Source organism: Streptomyces sp. CG 926 (assembly GCF_003148825.1).
Lineage (GTDB): Bacteria > Actinomycetota > Actinomycetes > Streptomycetales > Streptomycetaceae > Streptomyces.
The window spans coordinates 26,241-38,614 of sequence record NZ_QGGZ01000007.1 but is presented as its reverse complement, the minus strand read 5'-3'; the positions used below and the strand labels follow the sequence as shown (position 1 = coordinate 38,614).

Annotated in this window: 12 protein-coding genes; 4 read left to right on the top strand and 8 right to left on the bottom strand. The window is 73.4% G+C overall.

Annotation, left to right across the window (positions count from 1 at the left end; translation table 11 throughout):
* Window positions 1–36 precede the first annotated feature (36 nt).
* A complete protein-coding gene (gene fxsA, locus BCL76_RS19310; protein ID WP_109780749.1) occupies window positions 37–609 on the top strand; it encodes an FxsA family membrane protein in 573 nt (190 codons plus the stop codon).
* Window positions 610–711: 102 nt separating this feature from the next.
* Here fxsA and BCL76_RS19305 read toward each other — a convergent pair whose 3' ends face one another.
* From BCL76_RS19305 to BCL76_RS19295, 3 genes are all read right to left on the bottom strand, one after another.
* The gene (locus BCL76_RS19305; protein ID WP_007262928.1) at window positions 712–1,086 is read right to left on the bottom strand and encodes an RNA polymerase-binding protein RbpA; all 375 of its coding nucleotides are present in this window, start codon (window positions 1,084–1,086) and stop codon (window positions 712–714) included.
* Between the two features lie 313 nt (window positions 1,087–1,399).
* Window positions 1,400–2,800 carry an MFS transporter gene (locus tag BCL76_RS19300; protein ID WP_109780748.1) on the bottom strand — a complete coding sequence of 467 codons (1,401 nt, stop codon included), beginning with the start codon at window positions 2,798–2,800 and terminating at the stop codon, window positions 1,400–1,402.
* Window positions 2,801–2,867: 67 nt separating this feature from the next.
* A complete protein-coding gene (locus tag BCL76_RS19295) occupies window positions 2,868–3,638 on the bottom strand; it encodes a glycerophosphodiester phosphodiesterase family protein (RefSeq protein ID WP_109780747.1) in 771 nt (256 codons plus the stop codon).
* A gap of 226 nt (window positions 3,639–3,864) precedes the next feature.
* Between BCL76_RS19295 and BCL76_RS19290 the strand changes: the two genes are divergently transcribed.
* The gene (locus BCL76_RS19290; protein WP_109780746.1) at window positions 3,865–5,367 is read left to right on the top strand and encodes an SCO1417 family MocR-like transcription factor; all 1,503 of its coding nucleotides are present in this window, start codon (window positions 3,865–3,867) and stop codon (window positions 5,365–5,367) included.
* Between the two features lie 34 nt (window positions 5,368–5,401).
* On the opposite strand, the gene BCL76_RS19285 is transcribed toward BCL76_RS19290, so the two are convergent.
* Together BCL76_RS19285 and BCL76_RS19280 are read right to left on the bottom strand one after the other, a co-directional pair.
* Entirely contained in the window at window positions 5,402–6,991 is a 1,590-nt protein-coding gene (locus tag BCL76_RS19285; RefSeq protein ID WP_109780745.1) for an ATP-binding protein, read from the bottom strand.
* A gap of 69 nt (window positions 6,992–7,060) precedes the next feature.
* Entirely contained in the window at window positions 7,061–7,255 is a 195-nt protein-coding gene (locus BCL76_RS19280; RefSeq protein ID WP_030031218.1) for a hypothetical protein, read from the bottom strand.
* Between the two features lie 329 nt (window positions 7,256–7,584).
* Between BCL76_RS19280 and BCL76_RS19275 the strand changes: the two genes are divergently transcribed.
* Both BCL76_RS19275 and BCL76_RS19270 read left to right on the top strand, forming a co-directional pair.
* Entirely contained in the window at window positions 7,585–8,007 is a 423-nt protein-coding gene (locus tag BCL76_RS19275; protein WP_109780744.1) for an ankyrin repeat domain-containing protein, read from the top strand.
* Window positions 8,008–8,339: 332 nt separating this feature from the next.
* Window positions 8,340–9,737 carry a hypothetical protein gene (locus BCL76_RS19270; RefSeq protein WP_109780743.1) on the top strand — a complete coding sequence of 466 codons (1,398 nt, stop codon included), beginning with the start codon at window positions 8,340–8,342 and terminating at the stop codon, window positions 9,735–9,737.
* 195 nt (window positions 9,738–9,932) lie between these two features.
* Here the strand turns inward: BCL76_RS19270 and BCL76_RS19265 are convergent, their stop codons facing one another.
* From BCL76_RS19265 to BCL76_RS19255, 3 genes are read right to left on the bottom strand one after another with little or no spacing between them, the layout of a single operon-like run.
* Window positions 9,933–10,820: a biotin-dependent carboxyltransferase family protein gene (locus tag BCL76_RS19265; RefSeq protein ID WP_258309799.1), complete on the bottom strand. Its 888-nt coding sequence runs from the start codon at window positions 10,818–10,820 to the stop codon at window positions 9,933–9,935.
* A complete protein-coding gene (locus tag BCL76_RS19260) occupies window positions 10,813–11,493 on the bottom strand; it encodes a 5-oxoprolinase subunit B family protein (protein ID WP_109780742.1) in 681 nt (226 codons plus the stop codon). The genes BCL76_RS19265 and BCL76_RS19260 overlap by 8 nt, the downstream gene beginning before the upstream one ends.
* Window positions 11,490–12,257: a LamB/YcsF family protein gene (locus BCL76_RS19255; RefSeq protein ID WP_109781029.1), complete on the bottom strand. Its 768-nt coding sequence runs from the start codon at window positions 12,255–12,257 to the stop codon at window positions 11,490–11,492. Before BCL76_RS19255 ends, BCL76_RS19260 begins: the two co-directional genes overlap by 4 nt.
* Window positions 12,258–12,374 lie beyond the last annotated feature (117 nt).

Sequence of the window (12,374 nt, the reverse complement as noted above, 5' to 3'; positions counted from 1 at the left end):
GGTCGCTTTTATGCGACCCCAGGCACACTGGACGGTATGACGACCGGCATGTCCACGGCCCCTCGGCGGCGCTCGCCCGCCCGTACGTTCCTTCCTCTGGCGATCGCCGCCTGGCTGATCCTGGAGATCTGGCTGCTCACCGTGGTGGCGGACGTGGCCGGCGGGCTCGCCGTGGCCGCGCTGCTCGCGGGCGGCATCGTGCTGGGCGCGGTGGTGATCAAGCGGGCCGGGCGGCGTGCGTTCCAGAACCTGGCGAGCACCTTCCAGCAGGCGCAGCAGGGGCAGCAGCCCACTTCGCAGCAGCCCGGTCAGGGCAACGGCCTCATGATGCTGGCGGGCCTGCTGCTGATGCTTCCCGGCCTGCTCTCCGACGCGGCGGGCCTGGTCCTGCTGCTCCCGCCCGTCCGGGCCTGGATCGGCCGCAGGGCGACCCGCTCGCTGGAGCGGAAGATGGCCTCGTCCCCGGCCGGCAGCTTCGGTGACGCCTTCCAGCAGGCCCGGATCCACCAGCCCGACGGCAAGATCGTCCAGGGCGAGGTCATCCGCGAGGACCGCCCGGGGCGGCAGGACGGCCCGGATGCCGCCTACCGCCCGCCGCTGACCCCGTAGGGCCCGCCGGCCCCCTAGGACACGGATAGGACACGGAAAAGCCGAGGGGCCCCGCCACACGGTGTGTGGCGGGGCCCCTCGGCTTGTGTATCCGTCCGGGTGTCAGGCGGACTTGCGGCTGTCCCGCGGATGCACGGCAATGTTCATGGCGCCGGAACGCAGGACTGCAAGCCTTTCGGCCAGCACTTCCTCCAGCTCCTCGCGGGTGCGTCGCTCCATGAGCATGTCCCAGTGCGTTCGCGCAGGCTTGCCCTTCTTCTCTTCGGGCCCATCCCCGTCCACCAGGAGTGCCATGGCGCCGCACGCCTTGCACTCCCACTCCGGCGGAATTTCTGCCTCAACCGAGAACGGCATCTCAAATCGATGTCCGTTCTGGCATGCGTACTCCACCGCCTGGCGCGGGGCCAGATCGATGCCGCGGTCCGTCTCGTAGCTGGTAACCACGAGGCGCGTACCGCGGAGAGCTCGCTCACTCATGAATCGTGCCTCCCGGGCTTGTCGCCCACAGGACAGGTGTCGCTGTCGTCGTCATCCGGTCAACGTCCGGTCGGCGGTATAGATTCCCGCTCCGGGTCGTGCGTCGCCCGTCGTGCCGCCCCTTGTTGTACCCACCAGTGCCCGTTTTGTCACATCTGGCAGCAGATGTCACCCAACGTCCACGCTTATCGAGCGCGCAGTAACGGTCCGCCTGGCAGGCCAAAGGCGTACACTACCGGCCCTTTGCTTCAACGTCTAAATTCGTTCGGAATTCGTTCGTAGATCCGGGCGGGGCGCACTCGCGGACCCACTCTCAGATCCGCTCCGGTACAGGATTGCCTGCCGCCTCGACCGCGCGCCGCACCGGCACTCGGGCCAGGAGCACGAATCCCAGTGCGAAGAAGACCACCAGCGAGATGATCGCGTCCCGGTAGCTGCCCGTGAGCTGGTAGGTCAGGCCGAACACCAGGGGTCCCACCCAGCTCAGGCCGCGGTCGCTCATCTCGTACGCCGAGAAGTACTCGGCCTCCTTGCCCGCCGGCACCAGGTGCGAGAACAGCGAGCGCGACAGCGCCTGGCTGCCTCCCAGGACCAGTCCGATCATCGCGGCGAGCGCGAAGAACCACACCGGCGTCCGGGCCGGCAGGAAGTAGCCGGCCGCCAGTGTCACCGCCCACGCGGCCAGCGAACCCAGGATCGTCCGCTTGGCTCCGTAGATCCGGGCGAGACGCCCCATGCCCAGGGCCCCCGCCACCGCCAGGATCTGCACCAGCAGCACCGCCCCGATCAGGGTGGACTGCTCCAGCTGCAGCTCCTCCGAGCCGTAGATGGAGGCCTGGGAGATCACGGTCTGCACGCCGTCGTTGTAGATCAGGTACGCCAGCAGGAACGAGAGGGTCAGCGGGTAGCGCCGCATGTCCTTCAGGGTGGCGACCAACTGCTTCCAACCGCTGACGGCCGGAGCCGCCCCCGGCTCCCGCACCACCGCCCGGTCCCGCAGCCGGCGCAGCGGGATCAGCGCGAACGCCCCCCACCACAGACCCGCGGAGGCGAGGCAGATCCGGATCGCCATGCCCTCGGAGAGGCCGAACGAGTCGTGCCCCATGTAGAGCACCAGGTTCACCACCAGCATCACCGAGCCGGCGGTGTAGCCGAAGGCCCAGCCCCGCGAGGAGACGGTGTCCCGCTCGTCGGGGGTGGAGATCTGCGGCAGATAGGCGTTGTAGAGCACCATCGAGACCGACAGGGAGGCGTTCGCCACGATGAGCAGGAGGCCGCCGAGCAGATAGCGCTCGCCGCCCAGGAAGAACATCCCGGCGGTCGCCGCGGCGCCCGTGTAAGCGGCCGCCGCCAGCATCGGCTTCTTGCGCCCGGTCCGGTCGGCGACAGCTCCCACCAGCGGCATCAGCAGGACGGCCAGGATCACCGAGGCCGACACGGCGTAGGCGAAGAAGGATCCGGCGCGCACCGGGATGCCCAGCGGGTGCACGAAGCCCTCGGCGTCCGCGGCGGACTTGGCCACGGCGGTCAGGTACGGCCCGAGGAACACGGTCAGCACGCTCGCCGAGTAGACCGAGACGGCGAAGTCGTAGAAGTACCAGCCCCGCTGCTCGCGCTTGCGCTCGGCGGTCGCGGCGGAAGCGGCGGTCGCGGCTCTGCCGTCCTCCGCCCCGGGTTCCGCTTCCTCGGTCCTGCTGCTCTCTTCCGCACTCATGCGGTGTCCCCCTCGCTGGTCCCGTGCCGCAGCGGCGTCCCGGCCCGGGCAGGGGGCGAAGGGCGAGTCAGGCCCAGGCCCCACGCCGGTCCAGCACCGTGCGCAAGATGTCGATCCGGTCGGTCATGATGCCATCGACACCCAGGTCCAGGAGAGCCTCCATACGTTCCGGTTCGTTCACGGTCCAGACGTGTACCTGGAGTCCCCGCTCGTGCGCGGTCCGTACGAATCGGCGGTCGACCACGCGGATGCCGGCCTGGGTCTCCGGAACCTGCGCCGCCACCGCGCCCACGCGCAGCGCCGCGGGAATCGCGTACGAGCGCAGCCGCAGGCCGAGCACCCCGCGGACGCCGTAGGAGGTCGCCAGCCGGGGCCCGGCGATCTTCTGGGCGCGGGCCACCCGGCTCTCCGAGAAGGAGCTCACGCAGACCCGGTCCCAGACGCCGGCCCGGGCGATCAGGTTGACCAGCGGGTGCAGCGCCGACTCGGCCTTGATGTCGATGTTCCAGCGGGCGTCCGGGAACTCCTCCAGCAACTCCTCGAAGAGCGACAGCGGCTCGGTGCCCCCCACGCGGGCCTCGCGAACCCGCTTCCAGGGCAGCTCGGCGATCCGACCCCGGCCGTCGGTGACCCGGTCCAGCGTGGAGTCGTGGAAGGCGACGAGTTTCCCGTCCACCGTGGCGTGCACATCGGTCTCGAAGTACCGGTATCCCGCGTCGGCGGCCCGGCGGAAGGCGGCGGCGGTGTTCTCCAGCCCGTCCGCGGCACCGCCCCGGTGCGCGAAGGGAATCGGAGCCGGGTGGTCCAGATATGGATGGCGAAGGCGTACGTGCGTCACGGCGGCAGTATGCCCCTTGTTACCCGTGGGGAGGGTGCGGCCCGGTGGCTGCGTGATGAACGGCGCGCCGCCGCGACCGTCCGGCTCGCACCATCGAGCACGCGGGTACCCCGCGCCCCTGGTCCGAGTGGACCTCGGCGTGACAGGGTGTAGGGGCGGAAGCAAGCCAATACGGGCCGCGCCCGAGGTCGGGCGAGGCCAATTCGACGAAGGTGGACCGGACAGCATGGCCGAATGGACCTCAGCGGTCGGTGCCGCACAGCTCGCCCGTCTCATCACCTCCCAGCAGGAGCGGCCGAGCGTTCCCGGGGCCCGCAAGTTGCCGGCCTACCGGACCCTCGCCGACGGCGTCCGCCTGCTCGTCCTCGAAGGCCGCGTCCCCGTCGCCGCCCGGCTGCCCGCCGAGCGGGAACTGGCCGTCGCCCTGTCCCTCAGCCGCACCACCGTCGCGGCCGCCTACGAGGCCCTGCGCGGCGAGGGCTTCCTGGAGTCCCGGCGCGGCGCCGGCAGCTGGACCTCCGTACCGGCCGGGAACCCGCTGCCCGCCCGGGGCCTCGAACCGCTGCCGCCCGAGTCCCTCGGCTCGATGATCGACCTCGGCTGCGCAGCGCTGCCGGCCCCCGAGCCCTGGCTCACCAAGGCCGTCCAAGGCGCCCTGGAGGAACTGCCGCCGTACGCGCACACCCACGGGGACTACCCGGCCGGGCTGCCCGCGCTGCGCCGGATGCTCGCGGACCGCTACACCGAGCAGGGCATCCCGACCATGCCCGAGCAGATCATGGTGACCACCGGGGCGATGGGCGCCATCGACGCCATCTGCAGCCTCTTCGCCGGCCGTGGGGAGCGGATCGCCGTCGAGTCCCCCTCCTACGCCAACATCCTCCAACTGATGCGCGCCGCCGGGGTCCGCCTCGTACCCGTCGCCATGGCCGACGGCCTCAGCGGCTGGGACATGGACGTCTGGCGGCAGGTGCTCCGCGATTCGGCGCCCCGCCTCGCCTACGTGGTCGCCGACTTCCACAACCCGACCGGAGCCCTGGCCTCCGAGGACCAGCGCCGCGCCATGGTGGAGGCCGCCCGCTCGGCCGGCACCGTCCTGGTGGCCGACGAGACCATGCAGGAGCTCCAGCTGGACCCGGACCTGGAGATGCCCCGCCCGGTGTGCTCCTTCGACCCGGCGGGCAGCACGGTCGTCACCGTCGGCTCCGCCAGCAAGGCGTTCTGGGCGGGCATGCGGATCGGCTGGGTCCGCGCCGCCCCCGACGTGATCCGCAGCCTGGTCGCCGCCCGCGCCTACGCCGACCTGGGCACGCCGGTGCTGGAACAGCTCGCGGTCAACTGGCTGATGCGGACCGGCGGCTGGCAGGAGGCCGTCGGGATCCGCCGCGAGCAGGCCCGGGAGAACCGTGACGCGCTGGTCGCGGCGGTCCACCGGGAGCTGCCGGACTGGGAGTTCGAGGTGCCCCGGGGCGGGCTGACCCTGTGGGCCCGTGCGGGCGGGCTCTCCGGCTCGCGGCTGGCCGAGGTGGGGGAGCGGGTCGGCGTACGGGTTCCCTCGGGCCCGAGGTTCGGTGTGGACGGGGCGTTCGAGGGCTACGTCCGGCTGCCGTTCACCGTGGGCGGCCCGGTGGCCGACGAGGCCGCCTCCCGTCTGGCGGCGGCGGCCCGGCTGGTCGGTACGGGCGCGGGCGGCAGCGGCGCGGAGCCGCCGCGCACGTTCGTGGCGTAGCCGGCCCCGCCCCGGCGCGATCCGCAGGAACGGCCTACGGCGCCTCCGCCGCCACCTCCGGCGCGTCGACGGCCGGTGCCTGGAGCGACTTGGCCGACAGGAGGCGGTCCGGGCCCGGCTGCCGCTCCGGCAGCAGTTCCAGCACGGCCTGGCGGTACGCCGGGTGCGTGGCCTCGTCGTACGGGTCCGGGGTGGCGGGCACCTGGAGCCGGTGCACGGGCCCGGTGCCGAGCCGGGCGTACCCGCGTCCCGGCGGCACCTGGGCCGTCGGGGTGGTGTGCGGCGGCAGTCCCAGCACGTCCGCGACCTGCTGGACGGCGGCGGGCCCGAGCACGACGCGGGCGCGGGTGTGCTGCCAGACGGCGTCGTTCAGCAGCTCCAGGTGCCCGAACTGTTCGGCCACCACCACCGTGACGTGCGCGGGCCGGCCGTGCCGCAGCGGCACCTGCAGCTGTGCCAGCGGGTCGGGGCCGCCTTCGGCGACGGCGAGGTGGGCCAGCACGCTCGGCTGGTCGAGCAGGATCCACAGGGGCCGCCGGGTGTCCTCGGGCGCGGGCCGCCCGACCTCCCGGGCCCGATGGGTGGCGATGAGCCGGCGTTCGGTCTCCTGCGCGGCCCATTCCAGGGTGGCCTGCGCCCCGGTGGGCCCGCATTCCACGGCGAGGACGCCGCGCCGGCCCGACAGGCAGGAGTACTCGCCGCTGCCGCCGCCGTCCACGATCAGTACGTCACCGCCCTGCCGCAGGGCCTGCAGGGCGACGGAGCGCAGCAGGGTGGAGGTGCCGCTGCCGGGTTGGCCGACGGCCAGCAGATGGGGCTCGGTGGAGCGGGGCCCGGTGCGCCAGATCACCGGCGGTACGTCGCGGGGCTCGTCGCCCTCCAGGACGGGCAGGGTGCGCTGCACGCCGCCGGCGTCGGTGAAGCCGAGCACGGTCTCGCCGGGGGAGGTGACGAACGGCTGGGCGGCGATGCCCGTCGGCAGCGCCGCCAGCACCCTCAGGTCGAGCTGGTTGCCCTCCTCGTCCCAGTCGAAGAGATACTCCCGTCCGCGCCCGGACTTGGCGTGCAGCAGTGCCTCGATCCGGGCCCGTGAGGTGGCCTCGCCGTCGGTGAAGTAGGCCGGGTAGCGGATGTGGAGCCGGGTGATGCGGCCCGCCTCGTCGAACTCGTAGCCGCTGAGGGCCTTGTCCCAGTCCCCGCCGTGGGCGAAGAGCGGGCTCGGGTCCTCAGGGATGGAGAAGTACGGCACGAGGGCTTCGTAGAGGGAGCCGAGTCGTTCGGTCTCGGCATCGCTGGGTCCGGTCTTCGCCGGGGTGCGGTCGCGTCCGTGCCAGGCCGCCGCCGCCATGAGGGTGATCATGGCGAGGAGGGGGCCGTAGGGGACGAGTGCGACCACGAGGACGCAGGCCGCTCCGAGGAAGAGCGCGGGACCACGCTTGTCCTTGGGGGTCTGCGACCACCGGCGCCGTCCGGCCGCGGCCAGGATGCGCAGGCCGCGTCCGATGACGAGGAGCGGATGGAGGACGTCCGTGGCACTGTCGGCGGCCGTGCGAGCGAGGTCGCGGCCCCGGTTCAGCGACATGGTGCCGCTGCTGAGGATGCGGGGAAGTGGGCGCCGGGCCACGGGCGTCTCCTGGAGTTGTGGGTGTGACGGTGTTCCGGGTGCTGCTGGTGTCGTCGGGTGACGGCCGGGCTAGAGCTTGATCCCGCCGAGCAGGCTCGCGAGGCTCGCCGTGCTCGCCGTGATGCTCGGCGCGATGGCGGAACCGGCGAGGAAGAAACCGAAGAGCGAGCAGACGAACGCGTGCGTCAGCTTCATCCCGTCCTTCTTGAAGAACAGGAAGCAGATGATGCCGAGCAGGACCACGCCTGAGATGGACAGGACCATGAGGTTTTCTCCTGGTTGGTGGGGACAGTCACCATCAGTTGTTCCAGGCTCACAGGAAGTATCAATGCGACAAAAGGTGCATACGGGTGAATTCGCGGGTTTTTCACTTGACCGGCTCAGCCTGGGTGGCGTGCTCGGCGCGCGGTGCTTCGAGGGTGATCATTGCCTCGGCCCGACCCGGACATGTGCAGGCCAGGGCGCTACTCTGGCGATTCACCCGTACGGACGCAGCGCCGTGCACCCCCCTGCCCGCCCGGCCCCGGCCGGGTCTGCGACGCCGTGACGGGCGGGCGGACCATGTCAGCAACGAGTGAAAGGCGGTACGAACCATGAGCGAGCACGCAGCGGAGGGCTCCGGTTCCCAGGACGTCCCCGACGAGGACGTCATCGAGCTGGCCACCAAGATCTTCGACCTCGCCCGCCAGGGTGAGACCGAGACGCTCACCGCCTACCTGGACGCCGGCGTCCCGGCGAACCTCACCAACGACCGCGGCGACACCCTGGTCATGCTCGCCGCCTACCACGGCCACGCCGACGCCGTGTCGGCCCTGCTGGCCCGCGGCGCCGAGGCCGACCGCGCCAACGACCGCGGCCAGACCCCGCTCGCCGGAGCGGTCTTCAAGGGCGAGGAGGCCGTCATCCGCGCGCTGCTCGCCGGCGGCGCCGACCCGAAGGCCGGAACCCCCTCCGCCGTGGACACGGCGCGCATGTTCGCCAAGGCCGACCTGCTGGAACTTTTCGGAGCTGAGTAGTCCGGTTTTGCCGGGCATCTGGCGCGGCCTGGACACATCCGGACCTCACAGGTTGGTCACGGCGGCCATAAATGTGGTCGCGGCGCACAAACCGCCTGGGTCATCATGGCGTCGGATTCGATTCGCGAGCACGGGGGACGGGCAGAAGCGGGCAGGACACGAAGGGTGTGCCGGCCCGGCCCGGCCTCCATGGTCACGAAGCACCGACGAGAGTGAGAAGGCAATGGTCTACATCGAGCGGAACATGACGGCGGACGTCCTCACATGCTGTTACGCGGCCCTGTGAATCCCGATTCCCGGTTGCGTCCCCAGCTTGATTTGAGGCCATTCCCATGTTCGAACCAGTCATAGCGCCGAGCGGTACCCTGCTCGGGCTCCTCCAGCGGGGCCGTGGCGACGGCACGCTGCACGCACTCGCGGCACCCAGGGCGGAGGCCCTCGAGGCCGTCAACCAGTGCGTGCTCCGCGACCCGCGCCAGGACTGGCAGGTCGAGAACCGCTCCTTGTACTACGCCCGGCTCTACCTGGACCTCGCCGGTCCGCTGGGCGAGATCGAGGCCCACCTCTTCAGCGCCGACGACCTCGTCGACGAGGAGGACCACCGCACGGGCCTCGCCCTGTCCGTCCTCGGACACCTGGCCTCCTACGGCCGCGACGACGCGCTCATGCTGCTGCGCCGCTACGCCGCCACCGGGGCGAACTGGGCCTGGGCACTCGACGAGCTGGCCCTGCGCGACGACGACGAAGGCCTGCGGTCACTGGCCGCCGCCGTCCTCGCCCGCTTCCCCGCCACGGCGGAGGGCGAGGCGCGGCTGGCCGCCGCCGTCCGCGACGCCTACGAGCCCCGCCCGTGGAGCCTGTGGGAGGAGATCCCCCAGTACGGCGAGCGCCTGCGCGCCGCCCGTCAGCAGGGCTCCTTCGACCGCTGGCAGCGCCAGATGACCCCGAGCGGGCCCCGGCCCGGCTGGGGCGTCCAGGCCGTCTTCGACTGGGCCGCCGACGGGCTGCGCCGCGGTACCCCGCTGCACGTCCCCGCAGCCCGCTGCCTCGCCGCCGTGGCCCAGCCCGAGGACCGCTCCGCCATCCTCGCGGCCGCCGCCGGCGCCGACGGCGAGGCCGCCCGGGCCACCGCCCTGCACCACCTGGTCCTCGCCGAACCGGACAACCCGGCCGTGCTGGACCTCATCGAAGCCGCCGCCGACGAGCCCGCCGTCGCCGCCTACGAGCGCATGTGCGGCCCCGAGGCCGTCGAACGGGCCCGACGCTGGGTCCACCGCCCCGACGCCCTCGGCGAGGCCGCCGCGGCCATCCTGGCCGCCCGCGGCGCGGCCGAGGACGCCACCCTGGTACTGGGCGCCCTGCGCTCCACCGTGCGCGGTGCGGGCCCGGACACCCGGCGCCTGTTCGCCCTGGTGGACGGGGCCGGTCGACTCGCCATCGGCTGCGCGGCCCCCGTGCTGCGCCACATCTACCGCGAGACCGCCTCGTCCCACCTGCGCGGCCGGGCCGCACGGGCCCTGGCCAGCACCGACCCCTCCTTCGCGGCGGGCTTCGCCGTCGAATGCCTGTGGGACTGCGAGGAGACCACCCGCGAGGTGGCCGCCCACCACGCCGAAACGGCCGACGCCCGCGTCGCCCCGCGTCTGCGCCGCCTGGCCGCCGATCCGGCGGAGGAGGAGGACGTCCAGTCCGCCGTCCGCAGCCGCATCACCCCCGAGTCGGCCGTGTAGCCGGCACCGCGCCGCCTTCGCGCAGCACGCACGGCGCCCCCGGTCCGGGGAACGGACCGGGGGCGCCGTGCGTGTGCCCGCCGGGCCACGGCTTCGGCCGTGCCGCGGTGCTCGGCTGCGGGGAAGGCGTGGCGCCGCCGCCCGACCTGGCCTCCTCCTCCCGACCCGCCCGCTGCTCGGCCTCGTACTCCCGTGTCAGCGGCCGCGTACGAACCTGACCGGAGTCCCCGGCCGGGCCTGCGCCGCCGCGTCCAGGGCCGGGCCCGGCGGGACCACCCCCACCACCGGGTAGCCGCCCGTCACCGGGTGATCGGCCAGGAACACCACCGGCAGCCCGTCCGGCGGCACCTGGACCGCGCCCAGCACCATGCCCTCGCTCGGCAGCTCCCCGGCCCGGGCACGGACCAGCGCGCGACCGCCCTCGGTGCGCAGCCCGATCCGGTTCGAACGGGGCGAGACCCGGAACACCGCCCCCCACAGCCCGGCCAGCGAAGCTTCCGTGAACCAGTCCGCCCGCGGCCCGAGCGCCAGCGGGAGCAGCAGCTCCGAAGGCGGCCCGGGCAGGCCGCAGACATCCGCCGCGAGAGCCGGGTCCGGGCCCGGCGGGCCCACCGGCAGCAACATCCCGGCCGCCAGGACCGGCGGCCCCAGCCCCGACAGCAGGTCCGTGGAGCGACTGCCCAGGACCGGCGGGCCGGCCAGGCCTCCCCGCACCGCGACGTAGCCGCGCACCCCCGACTCCGCCCGGCCCACCTCCAGCTCCGCCCCCGCCGGGAGCCGGACCGGCGCTCCCCAGGCCACCGGGCGACCGGAGACCCGTACCGGACAGGGCGCGCCGGTGACCGCCACGACGGTCGAAGCCAGGGCCCGCAGCCCGACCCCGTCCAGGGTCGTCTCCAGCGCCGCCGCGCCCGCCGCGTTGCCGACCAGCCGGTTGGCCAGCGCGTACGCCGCCGTGTCGAGCGCCCCCGAGCGCGGGACCCCCAGGTGCGCGTACCCGGGGCGGCCCCGGTCCTGGACCGTGGTCAGCGCGCCCGGCCGCACCACGAGCAACCCCGACGGCTCCGGCAGTTCCTCAGCCACGTCCGTCGTCCTCCTGCGTGAGGTCGCGCCCGTGCGTGAGGTCGGTCTCTTGCGTGAGGTCGCTCTCGTGGGTGAACCGGACCCGGACGCCGGGTGCGAACAGCGCCGCAGGTTCCCGCCGCGGGTCCCACAGCACCGCGTCCGTGGAGCCGATCAGCTGCCAGCCGCCGGGGGAGGAGCGCGGGTACACCCCCGCGTACTCCCCGGCCAGCGCCAGCGAGCCCGCCGGGACGGCCGTACGGGGAGACGCGCGGCGAGGGACGTGGAACCGCTCCGGCAGCCCCGTCAGATAGCCGAAGCCCGGCGCGAACCCGCAGAACGCCACCCGGAAGTCGACGGCGCCGACGATCCCCGGGACCTCGCGCGGGGCGACCCCCCACAACCGGGCCACCTCCACCAGGTCCGGGCCGTCGAACCGCACCGGGACGCTGACCTGCGGCCCCTGCGTCGGTGCGAGCGCCGGCACCTCCCACCGCGCGATCCGGGCGCCCAGCGCGGCCGGGTCCCGTACGCCGTCCAGCAGCACGGTCCGCGCGGCCGGCACCAGCTCCCGTACCGGCCCCAGCTCACCCGCGTCCCGGCGGCGCAGCAGCTCGGCGTGGAGCGCGGCGACCTCCTGCGCCGAGTCCAGCTCGATCAGCAGCGCCGCGGCGCCCACCACGAGAGGCCTCACGCGAAGGCCTCCACCCGGACCCCGGCCGCACCCAACGCCTCCCGGACCCGGCCGGCGAGCCCGGCCGCGCCCGGGGTGTCCCCGTGCAGGCACAACGAGCGCGCGGCCACCCGGACCGGCGAGCCGTCGGCCGCCGTCACCGCCCCCACGGCCGCCATCCGGACGGCCCGCGCGACGACCGCGTCCGGGTCGTGCAGCACGGCATCGGGCTCGCCGCGCGGGACCAGCGTCCCGGCCGGCGTGTACGCGCGGTCGGCGAAGGCCTCCGGTACGGGAGCCAGCCCGGCCTCCACGGCGGCGGCGAGCAGCAGCGACCCGGGCAGGCCCAGCACCGGCAGACCCCCGGTGGCCCCGGACCCGGCCGCCAGCCGCACACCGGCGACCACGGCGGCGGCCTGGCCCGCGTCGTGCACCGTGCGGTTGTAGAGCGCGCCGTGCGGTTTCACGTAGGACACCCGGGAGCCGGCCGCCCGCGCGAACACCTCCAGGGCCCCGATCTGGTAGGCCACCTCGTCGGCGAGCTCGCCGGGCGGCACGTCCATCGAGCGCCGCCCGAAGCCGGCCAGATCGCGGTAGGACACCTGCGCGCCGATCCGTACGCCCCGCTCCGCGGCCAGCTCGCAGACCCGGCGCATGATGGAGGGGTCACCGGCATGGAAGCCGCAGGCCACGTTGGCGCTCGTGACGACGGAGAGCAGAGCCTCGTCATCGGTGAGGGTCCAGCGCCCGAAGCCCTCGCCGAGGTCGGCGTTGAGGTCGATCACAGCGGTGGATGCGATCATGGAATCCATGCGCCGAGCGTAGAGCAGGCGACCGGAGCGCATGCGGGGACGATCCGGCCGAACCATGCCGTTTGGGATGTTGTCAGCAACAGGACCTAG

Coding starts and splice junctions, on each gene's coding strand:
- BCL76_RS19305 (WP_007262928.1), bottom strand. CDS start 1,086: ATGAGTGAGCGAGCTCTCCGCGGTACGCGCCTCGTGGTTACCAGCTAC.
- BCL76_RS19290 (WP_109780746.1), top strand. CDS start 3,865: ATGGCCGAATGGACCTCAGCGGTCGGTGCCGCACAGCTCGCCCGTCTC.
- BCL76_RS19270 (WP_109780743.1), top strand. CDS start 8,340: ATGTTCGAACCAGTCATAGCGCCGAGCGGTACCCTGCTCGGGCTCCTC.
- fxsA (WP_109780749.1), top strand. CDS start 37: ATGACGACCGGCATGTCCACGGCCCCTCGGCGGCGCTCGCCCGCCCGT.
- BCL76_RS19300 (WP_109780748.1), bottom strand. CDS start 2,800: ATGAGTGCGGAAGAGAGCAGCAGGACCGAGGAAGCGGAACCCGGGGCG.
- BCL76_RS19275 (WP_109780744.1), top strand. CDS start 7,585: ATGAGCGAGCACGCAGCGGAGGGCTCCGGTTCCCAGGACGTCCCCGAC.
- BCL76_RS19280 (WP_030031218.1), bottom strand. CDS start 7,255: ATGGTCCTGTCCATCTCAGGCGTGGTCCTGCTCGGCATCATCTGCTTC.